Genomic DNA, 19,534 nt, shown 5'->3' with positions numbered 1-19,534 from the left:
GCTTATTTAAAGCTTAATTTATAAAACTAGCTTTATCTGAAAATAAGTAAAATGACATTCGAATTAATCAAAACCTTACGGGATATGCTTGGCAAAAAGATGCGGCCGAAAAGATTCCTGCGTTTTGAGTTAAGCATAACTATATTAATTTTTTCTTTCTCTATAAATTCGTTGATAGCTTGAGCCATATCCGGTCCGTCGATCAGTTTATAACCAACATTGAATTCAGGATATTTATTATTGAAATATTTTTGCATTTCAGACAATTCCGCTTCAGACCACTTCTCGTCTTTTTTACTGATAACGTTCACATGCGTTAATGTAATATTTACATTAGGATATGGTTTCAGTACATTTACCAAAAAGTCAAAGGCATCCAAATCTCTTTTCTGAAAATTTGTAAGGAAAGCAATGTTTTGAATATCAGTGATATTCCTGATAATATAATTTTCAGGAACTGCCATTACAGGGACACTTGTCATCTCAATGATGTCGGCTGTAACATTACCAAGTACATTTCTTTTATTGTTACTTTGCCCCTTAGTACCCAACACTAGCAGAAAAGGCTTGTATTCTTCGACAAAATTCTCTATTTCTTCTTCAACCAGCCCTTCCCTGAGCGAGTAAGAGTAATTGACGGACGGTAATTCTTTTTCTGTTATTTTCCTGTCGATTTCATCGCAAAAATTGAGCATTTTCCTTCTCGCAACGCTTAATACATCACCTTCGTCGTCTTTGTTTAACGTATCGGCAAACGGAAATGTAATAGGAAAATGCACTCTGTATACATGCAGTATTTTAACCTTGGCATTTGTCTGTTGAGCCACAGTAAATGCTACACGACATGCTTTGAGCGAATAATCGGAAAAATCGACTGCTACCAGTATACGCTTGCGGCCGTCGTCTATTTTATAAATTTTCTCGTCATCGTACCTGAACAGCCGTTCGTTTTCAATGACAGATATCGCATTCAGCAAGTCTTTACTTTCTATGCGTACAGCTAAACCTTTTGATGTATCCCCTTCTGTTTCGGAAACGTTTACCAAATGCGACTCAATACCTTTTCCCTTAAGAGTTTGCTTTAAAATGAAAGCTTTCTCAGGTGTATGTATGGCTATGGTTATTAGTTTATCTTCTTCCATGATCGTATATTTTTGTTGATTACAAAATTCTATATCCTGTACCTTCTCTAACAAATTTACTAAAACAATCTATTGTTTTGTCTTAAAAATGAATATATTTTAACAGGAAGAAAGAAGCTTTTACTTATTTTACATTATTCATACAGTCATGCTATTATATAACAAAACCTCCCGATACTCTAAGCGAATACCGGGAGGTCCTATATGTTTTGGTCGTTTCTACTGATTATTGCTTGTCCGAAATACCCAGTTCGTTTTGAACTGCTTCGTATTCAGCCGATTTGTCGATGTTTAATAAACTGAGATTGTAATATACGTTCTGCAATTTCATCAACGCCGGTTTGATATCGATATCAAAGTCTGCATTTCTGGCTTTTAGCAAGTCTCTGTATTTTTCAAGATAAGGCAATGATTTCTGATAGAAATCAGCTGTTTGCTTGTCATACTGAGCCTGTTCGCTTCTACTGCTGGTTTGTCCTGCTTTTTCTTTAAGGTCCTGAGCTTGTAATATATACAATACTCCAAGTCCTTCAAGGGCTTTTTCGCAATTACCGTCAACAGATATAGCTTTCAGGTATGCAGGTTCTGCATTGGCATAATCTTTTTGTTCTGCATAGAGTGATGCCTTCACTCCCATCAATTCACATGTATTGCTTGGGTCGTTAGCTATAGCCTGATCCAGATATGCCATAGCTTCAGTAGTTCTTCCACCTTTGATGAATTCGTTAATCAAGTTAGGCGTAAAATACTTGTTACCAGGGAATCTGCTAGCACCTTCATTCAGGGTCTTAACAAAAGCAAGGCTATCATCTATTTGTTGATATTCACTAGCCAGTAGTTCATAAGCGTCACTTTCTTTGTATGTGCTGTTCTGGATATATGGCTCTGATATCAACTTGTTCAACAGTTTGATAGAACGGTCATGGTCTCTTGATTGGATAGAACTGATTACCGCGTAATATTTAATCGTTTGATAAATACTATCCTGAGTATTGAAGTCACCTTTAGTGTCATCGAACATACTCAATAAAGGAAGTTCCCAATATCTTTCGAAGAAATCAGCAGCTCTCTTATAGTCTTGTTTATCATTATAATATACACCTCCATTGATATAGAATCTATGGCCGTCCCTCATGTTTTTAACGATATCTTTTCTAACCTTATTCTTTATCTGGCCTTTTTCATTAGGCATTTCACCCAATTCATCTGCTTTAATGTACGGATCATACATGTTATATAATCCAACATACATTTTTTCTTCATTACCACCTTTACCGGTAATTTCTTTTTGCATCTCTAATGTACGTTCATCATCAAATGCCTTATATTCAATATCTCCTGCTAATTTCCATGTTTCAGGGTCGTTTGCAGTCTCAGGGTCTGTCAGAGCAGGTTTAATTAACTCTCTTGCTTCATCAATGTTTTTCATTGCAGATTTTGCATCTTTTACCGCTTTTTTCTGCGCAAAAGAGAACCCTGCAAAAATACATAATGTTATAACTAATAAAGTTCGTTTCATAATTATTGATTTAGTTCATATTTCAATTATTTATTTCTTCATTCAAGTTATTATCCAGATCCGGATTTTCCAAATTGTTATCTCCTTCTATTTCAAGTATATTTTCTTCTTCGTTTTCAGAATCTACTTTACAAACAGAGGCTATCTCATCATTACGTTTGCCCAGATTGATAAGTCTTACTCCCTGGGTTGCTCTTCCCATTGTGCGAATATCTGAAACTTTTAAACGAATAGTAATACCAGACTTGTTAATTATCATTAAATCGTTGTCGTCTGTAACACTATTTATAGAAACCAGTTTTCCAGTCTTCTCGGTAATATTCAGAGTCTTAACACCTTTTCCGCCTCTGCTGGTAATACGATATACAGGAACAATATTGCCGTTTTCATCGAGAATTTCATTTCCTTCATCGTCTTTATCATTCAGGTTGGTACGTTTTCCGTATCCCTGCTCGGAAACGACCATAATCGTATTTGTTTTCTGAGCCTCTTTAGACATGGCCAGCATTCCCATCACTTCGTCCTGTCCGTCTTCATCGATACGCATTCCGCGTACACCTGTAGCTGTACGTCCCATAACACGCACGTCTTGTTCGTTAAAGCGGATCGCGCGCCCGTTACGGTTAGCCATAAGGATTTCACTTTCGCCATCTGTCATCAACACTTCGATAACTTTATCGTCTTCGCGTATCGTGATAGCGTTCACTCCGTTCTGACGTGGGCGGGAATATGCTTCAAGGCTTGTCTTTTTAATAACACCCTGTTTGGTACAGAACACCAGGTAGTGACTGTTAATGAAATCTGTATCGCTAAATCCTCTGACACGTATAAATGCCGTAACTTTATCATCGGAATCAATATTTAACAGATTCTGTATAGCACGTCCTTTCGAATTTTTAGTACCTTCCGGGATATCAAACACACGCAACCAGTAACATTTACCTTTTTGGGTAAACAGTAATATATAGTTGTGCATTGATGCCGGGTAAATATGCTCAATAAAGTCCGCATCGCGTGTTTCAGAGCCTTTAGCCCCTACTCCACCCCTGTTTTGAGCCCTGAACTCAGTTAATGGGGTACGCTTGATGTAGCCGAAATGAGACACAGTAATAATCATCTCATCGTTAGCATAGAAATCTTCGGGATTGAGTTCTTCCGATGCATATACTATCTCTGTACGGCGTGCATCTCCATATTTGTCCCTTATCTCTATTAATTCGTCTTTAATGACCTGCATGCGAAGTTCTTCATTAGACAGAATTTCGTTCAGATAAGCTATCAATTTCTGTATTTCATTATATTCGTTACGCAGTTTATCCTGCTCCAGTCCTGTCAGCTGACGCAGACGCATTTCAACGATCGCACGCGACTGAATTTCTGTCAGGTTAAACCTGTTAATGAGGCTCTCAATAGCTTCTTGTGGCGATTTGGAAGCCCTGATTAAAGCGATTACTTCATCGATATTGTCAGAGGCTATGATCAGGCCTTCCAATATGTGAGCACGCTCTTCTGCTTTTCTTAAATCATAGGTTGTCCTGCGGATAACGACATCGATCCTATGTTCTACAAAGAACGATATCATATCCTTCAACGTCAGCGTTCTCGGGCGGCCGCCTACCAGCGCAATATTGTTTACACTGAATGATGACTGTAATGCTGTAAGTTTATACAGTTTATTCAGTACTACATTCGCATTGGCATCCCGCTTGATATCCACTACGATGCGCATGCCCTGACGGTCCGATTCGTCATTTACGTTGCTGATGCCATCCAGCCTTTTTTCACCTACCAAATCAGCTATATGCTTGATTAGTTCGGCTTTGTTTACCAGATAAGGTATCTCTGTAATAACAATCCTTTCGTGGTTGCCTTCGGTTTCTATTTCGGCACGTCCGCGCATAACGATACGTCCGCGCCCGGTCTCAAAGGCATCCTTCACGCCCTGATATCCATAAATAAAGCCGCCGGATGGAAAATCGGGGGCTTTAATATATTGCATCAGGCCTTCGGTATCAATATCTTTATTGTTGATATATGCAACGATAGCTTCTATAGCTTCGGTCATATTGTGCGGCGCCATGTTCGTAGCCATACCCACGGCAATACCCGAAGCACCATTGATAAGCAGGTTTGGGATACGTGTAGGCAACACTGTGGGCTCCTGCAATGTATCGTCAAAGTTTAACTGGAAATCAACAGTCTCCTTATCAATATCTTTTAGCATTTCTTCGGCTAAACGACTCAAACGGGCTTCTGTATAACGCATGGCCGCAGGACTGTCTCCATCTACACTACCCATGTTACCCTGTCCGTCTACCAGCATGTAACGCATGCTCCACTCCTGTGCCATACGCACCATCGCGAAATAAACAGATGAGTCACCATGTGGGTGGTACTTACCTAATACTTCCCCTACTATTCTCGCTGATTTTTTATGAGGTTTATTTGATGCGTTACCAAGTTCGCTCATTCCAAAAAGGATACGGCGGTGAACCGGTTTAAAGCCATCTCTCACATCGGGTAATGCACGGGAAACAATTACTGACATTGAATAGTCGATATAAGCCGACTTCATCTCATCTTCAATATTGATCCTGATAATTCGATCCTCTGCTTCTGCCATTATTTCAAGTTAAAAAAATTATTTTCAATTATTTGCAAAGTATGTTTTTTGGTTGTTTTTCTGCCAATCAAAAAACATGCTAAGATACAAATTTAGTTTGTATTAAGAAAATATAAAGGCATAAAAAAGCCCGAAAAATTAGTGTTCATCGGGCTTTTCTCATATATTTTTATGAGCAGATAATAATCTTCTTATTTATTCATTTCTACCATGACAATTCTTATATTTTTTGCCGCTGCCACAGAAACAAGGGTCGTTTCTGCCCGGTTTTTTATCCACTTGTATAGGTGCGGTCACTTTAGGCCTTTCCATACCTTGTCCGGGCATCGGAGGTCTTTGTTGTTGCTGTTGTTCAGTTTCCACATCATTTTTTTCTGTACGGTAGCGGCTATAGTCCGTTTTTTGCTCAGGGGCTGCCTGACGTACTTGTTCCGGTTCGCGTACCGGAATCTGACCACGCATCAATATTGTAACAGCCTTGTTATTAATGCCATTCAGCATCGATTTGAACAGGTTGAACGATTCCAGTTTGTAAATCAACAGCGGATCTTTTTGCTCATAGCTCGCATTTTGTACAGACTGGCGCAACTCATCCATTTCGCGAAGGTGCTCTTTCCATTCTTCATCTATAGTGTGCAATACAATTGCTTTTTCGAACGATTTGATGATATCTTTCGATTCGGTATCGTATGCTTCCTTCAGATTACAAGAAATATTATAAACACGCCTTCCGTCGGAAACAGGGATCAAGATATTTTCAAATTTGTCGCCCTGTTCTTCATAAACTTGCTTAATTACAGGATTCGCTATTTCTGCAAGACGATCCATTTTATGTTTGAAGTTCTGAATAGCCGCTTCGTATATCTTATCTGTCAAAATCTCCGGTTTAGTAGAGCGGAACGTAGCTTCATCAAACGGCACTTCGATAGCAAACAGCCTTAACAGGTCAATTTTCAGGCCTTCATAATCCAGATTGTCACTGTATTGTTCTGCCAGATTGACTGATGTATCGTAAAGCATATTTACAATGTCAATTCCGATGCGCTCTCCCATCAAAGCATGGCGACGGCGCTTGTAAACGACTTCACGCTGCGAGTTCATTACGTCATCGTATTCCAGCAAACGCTTACGTATACCGAAGTTGTTTTCTTCAACTTTTTTCTGCGCTCTTTCTACCGACTTGCTAAGCATGTTATGCTCAAGCATTTCGCCTTCTTTGAAGCCCATACGGTCCATCATGCCGGCAATACGTTCGGATGCGAACAGGCGCATCAGGTCGTCCTCTAATGATATATAGAACACCGATGAACCCGGGTCTCCCTGACGTCCGGCACGACCACGCAACTGGCGGTCTACACGGCGCGACTCATGCCTTTCTGTACCGATAATAGCCAATCCTCCTGCTTCTTTAACACTTGGCGCCAGCTTAATGTCGGTACCACGACCTGCCATATTGGTAGCGATGGTAACCGCTCCCGGCTGCCCGGCAAGGGCTACTACTTCCGCTTCACGCTGGTGCAACTTGGCATTCAGTACATTATGCTTGATCTTACGCATGGTAAGCATCTTTCCTAGCAATTCTGATATTTCAACGGATGTTGTACCTACAAGTACAGCGCGTCCTTCGGCTACCAGTTTTTCTATTTCCTGAATGACCGCAGTATATTTCTCACGTTTGGTTTTATATATACGGTCGTTCATGTCATTACGTGCGATAGGCTTATTTGTAGGGATAACAACTACATCTAGTTTGTAGATGTTCCACAACTCGCCTGCTTCTGTTTCTGCCGTACCTGTCATACCCGAAAGTTTGTGGTACATACGGAAATAGTTCTGTAAGGTAATCGTTGCGAATGTTTGCGTAGCTGCTTCTACTTTTACTCGCTCTTTCGCTTCAATAGCCTGATGCAATCCGTCTGAATAACGGCGGCCATCCATAATACGCCCTGTTTGCTCATCTACAATCATTACTTTATTATCAATAACGACATATTCATCGTCTTTTTCAAATAAAGCATAAGCCTTGAGCAACTGGTTTACGGTATGTACACGTTCCGATTTTATTGAATAATTCTGCATCAGCTCATCTTTCTTCTCAGCCTTTTGGCTATCTGTCAACGACTGATTTTCCAGATCGGAAAGCAGGGCGCCTATATCCGGCAATACAAAGAATAGCGGGTCGTCAGAATTACCTGTAAGCAAGTCTATACCCTTGTCTGTAAGCTCTATACTGTTGTTTTTTTCATCTATAGTGAAATATAGTTCGTCGGTTACAATATGCATGTTACGCATCTGTTCCGACATATAGTGCTCTTCGGTTTTCAACATCGAGGCTTTAATTCCCGGTTCGCTCAAGAACTTAATGAGCGGTTTATTCTTTGGTAATCCTTTGAATGAGCGGTATAATAACAGTGAACCTTCTTCCTGTTCCTTCTTATCGCCGGAAGCCATTTTTGCTTTGGCTTCTGCTAACAATTTAGTACAAAGGTCGCGCTGCGCTTTTACGATAATCTCTACACGCGGGCGGAACTCTTCGAATAATTGTTGTTCGCCCCTAGGTATAGGCCCCGATATAATCAATGGCGTACGGGCATCATCAATCAATACGGAGTCGACCTCGTCGACAATAGCATAATTATGCTTGCGTTGTACAAGATCGGACGGATTGATTGCCATATTGTCACGAAGGTAGTCGAAACCGAACTCATTGTTTGTACCAAAGGTAATATCTGCCTGATATGCTTTGCGGCGACCTTCCGAGTTTGGCTGATGCTTGTCGATACAGTCAACAGATAACCCGTTGAACATATAAATAGGCCCCATCCATTCCGAGTCACGTTTTGCCAGATAATCATTTACGGTAACCACATGTACGCCGTTACCTGTCAGTGCATTCAGGAATACAGGCAATGTACCAACCAATGTCTTACCTTCACCTGTCGCCATTTCAGCTATTTTTCCTTTATGGAGTACCACACCGCCGAATAGCTGCACATCATAATGAACCATATTCCATTGTATCTCTGTACCTCCGGCAACCCAATGATTCTTATAATAGGCTTTGTCTCCATCGATGTAGACAAAATCGTGTGTTTCAGCCAGCTCTTTATCAAATTCTGTAGCTGTAACCTCTATTTCTTCATTTTCGGTTAAACGACGTGCTGTTTCCTTTACAATAGAAAACGCCACAGGAAGGACTTCTTCCAATACCGTTTCGTATTTTTCGGTTATTTCTTTTTCCAGTTTATCTACTTCAGCCCATATTTCTTCACGCTGATCTATATCTAAAGTCTCCACACTGGCTTTCAGTTCAGCTATCTTTGCCTTTTCTGTAGCAACATAGTCCTGAACCTGTTGTCTGATTTCTACGGTCTTAGCCCGCAATTCGTCATGAGTCAGGCGTTCGATAGAAGGATATGCGGCCTTAATGCGCTCTACATACGGATTTATTTCTTTCAAGTCTCTCTGAGACTTATTTCCGAATAATGATGTTAAAATATCTGCGAATCCCATATATTAATTTTTTTTATTTCAAGATTTGATGTTTCAAAATTTCAAGATTTTACAATAATTCAGGCAATGGTTCATCTTTAGCTGCATTGGGCGACCTTATACGCATTATATATGCGACCGTAGGCGCTATTTCCGTAGCTTTTATAGTCCTTTTTATCCGGGCTGGCTTAATGTTATTGCCAAAGAATATTGCGGGGCTAACAACTGCGTTATTCCTTACCTGTTTTTCTTTAAAAGAAGCATCCTGTTCGTTTACAGCTTTATATCCGGGCTGCAATTCGACAAAAAGATCGCCTGATGTTTCCTTTGTGTACCCGTTTTTGTAATATTCCATTACAGGATTCCACTGCCCATGCTGCAACTGGAATGAAGTATATACTTCCTGAACTCCGGTAAACTCTGAAACAAACTCAGCAGCCTTATCCTGTATTTCCTGTAAAGAAATATTTTTACTCTTAATCAGTTCCCTGTTTAAATAAACCTGTCCGTTATAAAACTTATCTACCCACTGTACGTCCCTGCCATATATAGCCATCAGGTACATATTCAGAAGAGCTTCACAGCGGTTAATATAGAATTTGTTTTCGGGAATATTCGAATTTGACTGAGTGTCAGGTGCTGTCAGTTCAGACGATTTATAGTATCCGGTAGATGTGACAAAGATAAGCACATTTTTAAGCCCGACTGATCTATCCACTTCATCCAGAAGTTTCTCAATCTCTCTGTCGAGGCAGGCATACACATCCTGTATCTCGTAAGAATAATCGGATACACCGGGAAAATTGCCGGCATAAAATGTTAGGGATAAAAAATCAGGATTGGAGCGTTTGCCTAACTCTGCCTTTGATAGCAGTGTCATGGCGGAAGCCCTCACATTCTCATTTACGGCAGGAATCTGCTTGGCTAAGATATAAGTCTGCTTATCCCCTCCCAAAAAATGCTGGAAAGGAGTGCCGCTCTGTTCGTACGGAAAGGCTTTATAAGAACTTACATCCAAAGACGGACGCCAGTACATACTCCATACCTTAGTAGCGAAATCTGCACCGCTACGGTTATCCTGATCTACAGACCAATAGAAGTCTTTATAATATGTGGTTGAAGCCCATTTGCCTGTATAGTCATCTACCCAGAAGGCAGAATTCCCCCTTTTGCCCGCGGATATCAAGGCCTGCGCTATCTGAGGCGCAAAGGAATACACATCGGCGTTTCCCCGCGATGCGATTTTAAGTTCATCCGTTATTGTAGAGGATTTTAACGCTAATGGAGAAACTTTATCCTGAGTATAATTCCCCAGAAATGAAGGATCGGAAAATGCTGATACTTCCTGTTTCTGCGCGGCGATATATTTTTTATTACCTATAATGCCATGATAAAAAGGCGGTGCGCCTGTATATATAGTGGCTATGGCCGAAGCATCGTCCAGATTAGGAAAATCAAACTTTATATTCTGATAAACCAGGCCTTCATTCAGCAGCCGCTTGAAGCCTCTCTCGGTAAATGATCCCTGAAACAGTTCAAGATAATCCCCTCTCAGCTGGTCTATGGTAATGCCTATAACCAATTTCGGCGTCTCACGCACAGATGTCTGCGTCTGAACGGAAGAAATTGTTAATACAGCAACTAAAGAGGTTAATATTCTTATCATTTTGGCCTTGGTAAGCTGTAATCAGCTCTTTTATTTAACTTTTTAAGTTGTAAAATGTTCATTCCCGATCTTATGCATATAGATAAGATGTATGGGATGAATGCTATTTCTAATTGCTGTGGTATCAAACTCCATGCCAAAAGAAATCCCAAAAGCGCCACAAAGTTAATAAAATGATAACAATTTATGAATTTTGATAATGATTTTACAAAGAATAATAGAGCCAGAATAAGTTGAAGCGGGTTTAGCCATACTATATTCCAGTTTGGATTGACACATGGGTGGATAGAAAAGAACATCAGGAAGAAGATAACACATCCTCCCGCCCCTGCTACAATAAATAGCAATGTGTCGTACACTTTGCCTAAGGCAAACCATCTTTTTTTATAGACAACCAAAGACAATAGCAGGGTAAAGGCTAAAAGGATACAACCGGTGTATAATGGCATTTGGGGCATCGGAAGAGATAGCGCCTTATCTGGTATAAGTAGCTGGTTTTCGCTTAATATAAGATTGCGGCTAGTCTCGTCTGAGCCTTTGAGTGTACTGCCTCTGTAAGCTTCCATCAGATATGCAGGCAGGAAATCTTTTTGCCTGTCGGTTATTACCTTGTCGGCATCAGCGCCGATGATTATATCTATACCGAATTGAGCCCAGGGTTGTACACCAACACATTCGTGCACTAAATCCCTGTATGTTTGCACTTTATTTGTTGGTGTATATTCTATCTTACCATCCACATATTTCCCGATAATATCCCGGGGGCGTGTTGCGCAATTGTCGTAAAAGAAGTTATAGAGATACACACGGTTTTCAGGCAAAGAATTAACTGTTAGTGCGTCTAGTATATCCTGCTTTTCTTTCAGGTTCAAGTTGAATACCTGCTCTGTTACCCCTACTCCACGTTCTTTATATTCCTCAATATAATACTTATACTGTACGGCTCCTACCATATAGAAGGTTTCTCCTTTTACAAAACGGAATATAAAATTAGGGCTGTTAAAATCGAACAAGCCGTAATTGAATACAATATCCAAATGCTGCGTAGTATCGCAAACACGGATAGCTGTATGCCCGAACAAGGCGTATATCTCCTTATTCCAGGCCGAACTGGTCAAAAGGCTGACTTGTGCCGTATCAGTAAGTAATATCGATTCTTTAGCAATATCAGTACGTGAACTCAATCCCTGCGAAAAGGATATAGCTAGCAAGAAAAAGATTGAGAGTAAATTCCGCATCGTAGAATAGGTAGATTTTCTTTATAAATACAAATATAGGATAATAAGCAATAGAATTTATTTATAAGTTGATATATTTTCAATGAGTTGTGAATTTTTATTAAATAACAGTTAGCCTGTTAAAACTTAATACAACGTGCAGATGTTAATAACAGATATAATTGCATATTTTTGCTTTTGTTAAATCTCAAAACAAGTTTTAATTATGAAAAAAGGACTATTAGCTATTGCTTTATTTTGCTTAATTGGTTGTGTTTCGGCACAAGATATACAATTGGTGCCTCCTACGAAAACCGGAGGGAAACCATTAATGGAAGCTTTGAGTGAACGCCAGTCGCACCGCTCATTCGAACAGAAAGATTTACCTGCTCAGACATTATCCGATCTGCTCTGGGCTGCTTACGGATTCAACAGGGAAGGTCTGCGTACCGTGGCTTCGTCTCAAAACAAACAGGAGATCGATCTTTATGTAGTACTCAGCAACGGAGTCTATCTTTATGATGCCAAAGACAATGTGCTGAAACTGATGATAGAAGGGGATCAGAGAGCGGCATTAGGACAGCCTAATATATCGGAAAATGCGGCGCTATCATTGGTATATGTTGCCAATATAGATAAGGCTTCGAACCGTGAAGCGGGCTTTATAGATAGCGGGCTCATCGCTCAAAATGTATATCTCTACTGTGCTTCGGCCGGATTGGGAACTGTAGCACGGGGATCATTCAAGAGACCAGACCTGCACACTGCATTGAAACTGACCGACCAGCAAGAGATTACGTTTGTGCAGCCTGTAGGGTATATAAAGTAGTAAATATCAATACTGTACGATTAAAGGTAATAAGTGTTTGCTTATTACCTTTTTCATTTTAGCTTTATATTTTTTATTTTATCCAGAATCATATATGCTGTCTCAATATCCAGCACATCCTTGATACTCACCGACCGCTTCCCGTTCCTGTCTTTCAATTCGCAGTTTCGTGGATTTTTCTGTATATAGCTCAACAACTTATCGAAGGCTGCAGACTGGTAATAGGGCGAGTTGGTATTTGATACTAGATACAGGCTCATTCTCTCCCTTTTAAGTATAACCTTTTCTATCCCCAGCGTTTTAGCCAGAGTGCGCAACCGTACAACCTGAATCAGTTCCCTACCCTCCTTCGGTACTCTACCAAAGCGGTCTTCGAGCCGTTCTACGAAACTGGCTATATCCGACTCTTTTTCCATGTTATCCAGTTCACGGTAGAGTGTAATACGCTCCGAGTCGTTCGGTATGTAATATGCCGGGAAAAATAATTCCAGATCGCTCTCTATCTGTACATCATCAACAAAGTTGTCGCCGGAAATCTTCTCATCCCCCTCAGACTCGTGATAAAGGTCTGCAAATTCATTATTCTTCAGTTCATTTACCGCTTCCGACAGTATTTTCTGATAGACTTCGTATCCCAGGTCGGCAATAAATCCGCTTTGTTCGGCTCCCAATAAATTTCCGGCACCACGGATATCCAGGTCCTGCATGGCAATATGGAATCCATGCCCAAGTTCGGAAAAGTTCTCGATTGCCTGCAACCGCCTCCGGGCCTCAGGGGTCAATGTATGCAACGGTGGGCTCAACAGGTACGCGAAGGCTTTTTTATTACTACGCCCTACGCGCCCTCTCAACTGATGTAAGTCGCTCAGCCCGAAGTTTTGCGCGTTATTGATTATAATGGTATTGGCATTGGGGATATCTATACCCGATTCTATAATAGAAGTAGCCACAAGGACATCGTACTCATGGTTTACAAAATCAATGATAATAGATTCCAGTTCTCTAGGATCCATTTTTCCATGTCCTACGGCCACGCGCGCATCGGGAATCTCTCTTTTTATCAACTCTTCTAACTCGTATATGTTTTTAATCCGGTTATTAATAAAGAAAACCTGCCCGTTGCGGCTCATTTCAAACTCGATGGCTTCCCTTATTATCAGCGGGTCGAATGAATGAACCTCGGTCTGTATCGGGTAACGGTTTGGCGGAGGTGTTGTTATTGTAGATAAGTCGCGTGCACCCATCAGCGAGAATTGAAGCGTACGGGGGATTGGCGTAGCCGTCATTGTCAGCGTATCCACATTCGTTCTCATCTGTTTCAGCTTCTCTTTTACCGCCACCCCGAATTTCTGTTCTTCATCTATTATTAACAATCCCAGGTCCTTAAACTTCACATCTTTACCTACAATGCGGTGCGTGCCTATCAATATATCGACTTTTCCTTCCCTTAAATCTGCCAAAGTACTCCTTATCTGCGTGATTGTGCGCGCCCTGCTGATGTATTCCACACGGCAGGGGAAATCTTTTAACCGCTCCTTAAATGTCTGGTAATGCTGATAAGCCAAAACTGTAGTGGGCACTAAAACCGCTACTTGCTTATTATCCGTTACAGCCTTAAAGGCCGCACGTATAGATACTTCGGTCTTCCCAAAGCCCACATCTCCGCATATAAGCCTGTCCATAGGCTTGATGTTTTCCATATCGTGCTTTACATCCGTAGTAGCTTTTATCTGGTCGGGTGTATCCTCATATATAAAAGAAGCCTCTAACTCGTGTTGCAGGAATGAATCGGGCGAAAACCTATATCCTTCTTCTTCCCTGCGTTTGGCATACAACTGGATAAGGTCGCGGGCTATATCTTTTACCTTACTCTTGGTTTTCTCCTTTATCTTATTCCATGCTCCCGTACCCAGCTTGTTTATACGTGGCGGTTCGCCTTCTTTGCCCCTGTATTTCGATATTTTGTGCAGGGAATGGATCGAAACGAAGATGACATCATTATTCAGGTAAATGAGCTTGATCAGTTCCTGAATATTCCCGTTCATGTCAGACCGTACCAGTCCGCCAAACTGGCCCACCCCGTGGTCGATATGTACAATATAGTCGCCGATTTGGAATTGTTGCAACTCCTTCAGTGATAACGCGAATTTACCGGATCGTACCCTGTCCGATTTTAAATTATATTTATGGTAACGGTCAAATATCTGATGGTCTGTAAAGCAGCAAATCTTTAATGTCTCATCAAGGAATCCTTCCGACAACGTCCGTTCCACAGGTATGAATTCAATATGGTCTTTCCTGTCCTCAAATATAGATTTCAAGCGGTTGTGTTGCTTTTCGCTATCGCTCAGTATATAAATCTTATAATCCTTATCTATATACTTGTGAAAAGTCTCACTTATCAGGTCAAAGTTCTTATGGAATGAAGGTTGCACATCTATATTGAACTCAATGACCACATCTGCATCTACTTTATTTCTAAAATGGAGATGCTTAAAACCATCTATCAGGCTTTGATACTCATCCCTTGTAGTCAGTTTCCGCTGTAAATCTTTTTCATATTCGGGGTTATCCAATATGGCGGAATCGTTGTATATACCGTCCACTTTGTCTCCCGCCCACGCATAATCCTTAAATGCGACAATAGAGTCATTGGGTATCAATTTTAGCAATGATTCCCTGTCCAGATCAGATTTTTGCATATCCGGAATAATCTGTATCTGGGTAAGTTTTTCCTTCGATAGCTGGGTTTCTATGTCGAATGTCCTGATAGTGCTTACTTCATTGCCAAAGAAATCGATACGGTATGGATATTCGCTGGAGAATGAGAAAACGTCCAGGATACTTCCCCTGACAGCAAACTGTCCCGGCTCATAGACGTAATCAACATATTCGAAGCCAAACGAATCAAGCATATCCGAAACAAAGTTTCTGTCAGTGTCTTGATTCACCGACAACTGAATAGTATTCTTTTTCAGAATATCTTTTGCTACCGCCTTTTCTGCCAGGGCTTCCGGGTATGTAACTATTATCAGGTGCTTGGCGCCGACCTGCAATTGTCCCATTACCTCTGTCCTGAGAATCTCATTTGCGGCATCTATCTGGCCGTATTTTATAGCCCGCTTATATGCTGACGGGAAAAAGAAGACCTTTTCCGAATCCAGTATCTGGTTCAGGTCGTGGTAAAAATAACCGGCACTTTCCATGTCATTTAGTACAAACAGGCAACAACGATCTGTCTTATGAAACAGAGCTGCTGCAAGCATTGCCGAAGAAGATCCTTGCAAGCCTTTGATATAAAAACTCTTATGTTTGGGCAGGATATTTATTAATGCCGGTATATTCTTATGAGATTCAAAAATCTCCTGAAGTACTGATAATTTCAATTTCGTTGACTATTTATTAGGGATGCAAAATTAATAAAATTATTGTAGCCTTGTATCCCACATTTTATTTGAATTTAATACAAAAACTGAACCAATATATGCGAATCAAGGGTTAAATGTGCTATTTTTTGTCCCTTTAGGGACTGAATGTTGGTAGAAAGAAGCTTTAACCGGTTAATTGCGTGCCGTCAGGTACGCAATATCTACAGAACAATTCACATTTTGTACCTGACGGCACAAAAAACGAATTTCATTCATGTTTCTACCAATATGATGTGCCTAACGGCACATTTAACCCTTGATTCGTATAATATATTTTATCATAAAAAGTAACACATATTTAAATTCATAAATTAGTTATTATCAATCATATATATTCAAAAAGTGACAAAGGTAACACCTTTTTATTATTTTTATCTGTTACTTTCTTTTTCTTTTTCGAATTAAGGCAATGATCTATATATAAGATAATTTTGAAAACAAATCATACACCAAGGCTTGAATTAGCGAAGCGTATGTAAAAAGCGGGCTCTGCTGCCCGATAGACAGGACAAAAGTGTAAGAAACTGCTTAGTAACTGCTTAAATTTTATTCGTTCAAATTTTTAGAGATGTTTATTTCTCCCTCGAAACGATAAACCCGTGTCTGTTTTTTTTATAAATTGCACTTTATAAAATTCAGAAAAATTCACAAACTAAAAATAACAAACAATGAAACGTACATTCCTCTATAAAGATGAAAAATCCAACAAATTTTGGAGTATTGAAATTTCAGGCAACAGTTTTGATGTCAACTTTGGCAAAACAGGCACAAACGGACAAATGCAAACAAAAGAATTTCCGGATGAAACTACCTGCCTGAAAGAAGCAAACAAACTGATAGCAGAAAAAATAAAGAAAGGGTATATCGAAGAAGGGAGCATGCCCGTCAGTACCGCAGAATCATTGAAGACACATGAAATAGTTGTTGACTTATCTTCGGTTGATGATATAAGGCGTGTTTTAGAAACACTCTTGTGTGACATCAACCAGACAGGAAAAATAGTAAGTCAAAATAAAGGCCTTATCTATGGCAGGATTTCTGATGGTAAGTTCGAAGCCTACGGCAATGCTATAGAAAGCGAAGAACTTTTCTTCGAAAACGCCGTCATGCATCGGGAATTAATACCTCTGGTAGAAAAATATATAAAAACAGTTGACCCCAACCAGTTCTTCAACGATGAAGTACACATGGGGATGGCCGCAGCATATAAACTTGCTCTAAGCAATGATAATTATGTTCCGCTGTTTACTGAATACCACCGCAAAATACGTCCCGGAGGAGGGATGGCGCAATTAGATCAGGTATTGAGTGTAATAAGTGCTACTGACAATGGGTTGCGCCTGCTTGCAGCTTGTTGTGTCTATGCCATAGACTGCCCCGATCTGGAATATAACCTGGAAGAATCGATAGCTGAACATTTGGCCGACAACGACGACCAGAAAGAAATCCTGTTCAGATATATATTGGAAGAGGTATCTAAAATGAAAGACAAAGAATTTGCTACAGATTATGTTACCGAAGCTTTGGAAGTTATGGGTGTTGAATACGATCCTGACATTGTGGAGGAAACTATTGAGAAGCTAAGCCCAAGAACAAGGAAATACCCTACTTTAGAAGACCTGATAGAAGAATAATGGAACGGCATGCGCATATTAGTTAATTCACAGAAAAGCAAATAAAACCTTTCTCTGTAATTATATACAATTCTTATCAGTTCAGGCATTAAGCTTTTTATATCTTTTTTGTATATTTGCACCCTAATTTGGGGTAGTGTGTTCACTCCAAATTTACAGATTAAAACACAAGAGATTATAGCGAATGAATAAGATACGGAATTTTTGCATTATTGCGCATATCGACCACGGTAAAAGTACACTGGCAGACAGGCTTTTAGAGTATACAAAAACTGTAGAAGGCAAAGACTTGCAGGCTCAGGTACTTGACAATATGGATCTGGAACGCGAACGTGGCATCACTATCAAAAGCCATGCTATCCAGATGGAATACGCATATAAAGGCGAAAAATATATACTCAACCTTATCGACACTCCGGGACACGTAGACTTCTCTTACGAAGTATCACGTTCGATAGCTGCCTGCGAAGGCGCCTTGCTGATTGTGGATGCAGCGCAGGGAATACAGGCTCAGACTATCTCCAACCTGTATATGGCTATAGACAACGATCTGGAAATTATACCTATTCTGAACAAAATAGACCTTCCCAGCGCTAATCCGGACGAGGTAGAAGATCAGATAATCGAGCTTCTCGGTGTAAAAAGAGAGGAAATAATCCGTGCCAGCGGTAAAACAGGACAAGGGGTCTATGATATTCTGGACGCCATTATAGAACGTGTACCTGCACCGAAAGGCGATCCGGAAGCACCCCTGCAAGCTCTGATATTCGATTCTGTATTCAATTCATTCAGAGGCATAATCGCATACTTTAAAGTAGTAAACGGTACGATAAGAAAGGGCGACCTCGTTAAATTCTTTGCTACAGGTAAGGAATATGACGCAGACGAAGTCGGCGTGCTCAAACTGGATATGTCGCCACGGCAGGAAGTCACCTGCGGCGATGTAGGCTATATCATATCAGGAATCAAAACCTCTAAGGAGGTAAAGGTAGGTGATACTATCACGCATGTGAAAAACCCTTGCGATAAGGCTATTGAGGGCTTCGAAGAAGTGAAGCCGATGGTATTTGCCGGAGTTTACCCGATAGATAGCGAAGACTTTGAAGACCTGCGTTCATCCTTGGAAAAGTTACAGTTGAATGACGCGTCGCTCACATTCCAGCCCGAATCGTCCGTGGCCTTAGGATTCGGCTTCCGTTGCGGATTCTTAGGGCTTCTGCACATGGAGATCATTCAGGAACGTCTCGACCGTGAGTTCAATATGGATGTGATTACCACAGTGCCAAACGTATCCTATATAGTACACGATAAAAAAGGAAACACAAAAGAGGTGCATAATCCCGCGGGGCTTCCCGACCCTACCCTGATAGATTATATCGAAGAACCGTATATACGGGCATCGGTTATTACAAATACGACCTATATAGGGCCTATTATGACCCTGTGTCTTGGCAAACGTGGAATACTTATCAAACAAGAGTATATCTCAGGCGACCGTGTGGAAATTATCTATGACATTCCTTTAGGTGAAATAGTGATAGACTTTTATGACAAGTTGAAAAGTATCTCGAAAGGTTATGCTTCTTTCGATTACCACATGCACGATTATCGCGAGTCGAAGCTTGTTAAACTGGACATTCTGCTGAACGGTGAATCTGTGGATGCCCTTTCTACACTGACTCATGTGGACAATGCCGTTACATTCGGACGCCGTATGTGCGAGAAGCTAAGGGAACTGATACCTCGCCAGCAATTCGATATAGCCATACAGGCAGCTATCGGGGCAAAAATTATCGCCCGTGAGACAATCAAGGCTGTACGTAAAGATGTGACGGCCAAATGTTATGGCGGTGATATTTCGCGTAAACGTAAACTATTGGAAAAACAGAAAGAAGGTAAGAAGCGCATGAAACAGGTAGGCAATGTGGAAGTGCCTCAGAAAGCGTTTTTAGCTGTATTGAAGTTGGATTAATAATAGCAATAA

The 19,534-nt window shown here is 40.6% G+C and carries 10 protein-coding genes; 3 read left to right on the top strand and 7 right to left on the bottom strand.

From position 1 onward, the window contains the following. Positions 1–32: 32 nt before the first annotated feature. The 6 genes from D0T84_RS05310 to D0T84_RS05285 form a co-directional block, all read right to left on the bottom strand. The gene (locus D0T84_RS05310) at positions 33–1,142 is read right to left on the bottom strand and encodes a universal stress protein (protein WP_163306734.1); all 1,110 of its coding nucleotides are present in this window, start codon (positions 1,140–1,142) and stop codon (positions 33–35) included. Between the two features lie 226 nt (positions 1,143–1,368). Then, positions 1,369–2,661, bottom strand: a complete 1,293-nt coding sequence (locus D0T84_RS05305) for a hypothetical protein (RefSeq protein ID WP_163306733.1) — start codon at positions 2,659–2,661, stop codon at positions 1,369–1,371. 22 nt (positions 2,662–2,683) lie between these two features. Continuing rightward, entirely contained in the window at positions 2,684–5,284 is a 2,601-nt protein-coding gene (gene gyrA, locus D0T84_RS05300; protein WP_163306731.1) for a DNA gyrase subunit A, read from the bottom strand. A gap of 195 nt (positions 5,285–5,479) precedes the next feature. Next, positions 5,480–8,797, bottom strand: coding sequence for a preprotein translocase subunit SecA (gene secA, locus D0T84_RS05295; protein WP_163306729.1), 3,318 nt, complete (start codon positions 8,795–8,797; stop codon positions 5,480–5,482). Positions 8,798–8,846: 49 nt separating this feature from the next. Further along, positions 8,847–10,442, bottom strand: a complete 1,596-nt coding sequence (locus D0T84_RS05290; RefSeq protein ID WP_163306727.1) for an alkaline phosphatase family protein — start codon at positions 10,440–10,442, stop codon at positions 8,847–8,849. Continuing rightward, complete coding sequence (locus D0T84_RS05285) at positions 10,439–11,680, bottom strand: DUF4105 domain-containing protein (RefSeq protein WP_163306726.1); 1,242 nt, start codon at positions 11,678–11,680, stop codon at positions 10,439–10,441. The genes D0T84_RS05290 and D0T84_RS05285 overlap by 4 nt, the downstream gene beginning before the upstream one ends. Positions 11,681–11,885: 205 nt before the next feature. On the opposite strand from D0T84_RS05285, the gene D0T84_RS05280 reads away from it, so the two are divergent. Then, on the top strand, positions 11,886–12,488 hold the full coding sequence (locus D0T84_RS05280) for a SagB/ThcOx family dehydrogenase (protein ID WP_163306724.1): 603 nt from the start codon (positions 11,886–11,888) through the stop codon (positions 12,486–12,488). Positions 12,489–12,541: 53 nt separating this feature from the next. Here D0T84_RS05280 and mfd read toward each other — a convergent pair whose 3' ends face one another. Then, a complete protein-coding gene (gene mfd, locus D0T84_RS05275) occupies positions 12,542–15,874 on the bottom strand; it encodes a transcription-repair coupling factor (RefSeq protein WP_163306722.1) in 3,333 nt (1,110 codons plus the stop codon). Between the two features lie 710 nt (positions 15,875–16,584). On the opposite strand from mfd, the gene D0T84_RS05270 reads away from it, so the two are divergent. Beyond that, a complete protein-coding gene (locus D0T84_RS05270) occupies positions 16,585–17,550 on the top strand; it encodes a WGR domain-containing protein (protein WP_163306720.1) in 966 nt (321 codons plus the stop codon). Positions 17,551–17,734: 184 nt separating this feature from the next. Further along, positions 17,735–19,522: a translation elongation factor 4 gene (lepA, locus tag D0T84_RS05265; RefSeq protein ID WP_163306718.1), complete on the top strand. Its 1,788-nt coding sequence runs from the start codon at positions 17,735–17,737 to the stop codon at positions 19,520–19,522. The last annotated feature ends 12 nt before the right edge of the window (positions 19,523–19,534 follow it).

The sequence above is a fragment of the Dysgonomonas sp. 521 genome (assembly GCF_010501055.1).
Taxonomy (GTDB): Bacteria; Bacteroidota; Bacteroidia; order Bacteroidales; family Dysgonomonadaceae; genus Dysgonomonas.
This window is presented reverse-complemented; position numbering and strand designations above follow the sequence as displayed.

Excerpts from the sequence above, each read along its gene's own strand:
- D0T84_RS05270 (WP_163306720.1), top strand. The coding sequence starts at position 16,585 with ATGAAACGTACATTCCTCTATAAAGATGAAAAATCCAACAAATTTTGG.
- gyrA (WP_163306731.1), bottom strand. The coding sequence starts at position 5,284 with ATGGCAGAAGCAGAGGATCGAATTATCAGGATCAATATTGAAGATGAG.
- D0T84_RS05280 (WP_163306724.1), top strand. The coding sequence starts at position 11,886 with ATGAAAAAAGGACTATTAGCTATTGCTTTATTTTGCTTAATTGGTTGT.
- D0T84_RS05290 (WP_163306727.1), bottom strand. The coding sequence starts at position 10,442 with ATGATAAGAATATTAACCTCTTTAGTTGCTGTATTAACAATTTCTTCC.
- D0T84_RS05285 (WP_163306726.1), bottom strand. The coding sequence starts at position 11,680 with ATGCGGAATTTACTCTCAATCTTTTTCTTGCTAGCTATATCCTTTTCG.
- D0T84_RS05310 (WP_163306734.1), bottom strand. The coding sequence starts at position 1,142 with ATGGAAGAAGATAAACTAATAACCATAGCCATACATACACCTGAGAAA.
- D0T84_RS05305 (WP_163306733.1), bottom strand. The coding sequence starts at position 2,661 with ATGAAACGAACTTTATTAGTTATAACATTATGTATTTTTGCAGGGTTC.
- secA (WP_163306729.1), bottom strand. The coding sequence starts at position 8,797 with ATGGGATTCGCAGATATTTTAACATCATTATTCGGAAATAAGTCTCAG.
- lepA (WP_163306718.1), top strand. The coding sequence starts at position 17,735 with ATGAATAAGATACGGAATTTTTGCATTATTGCGCATATCGACCACGGT.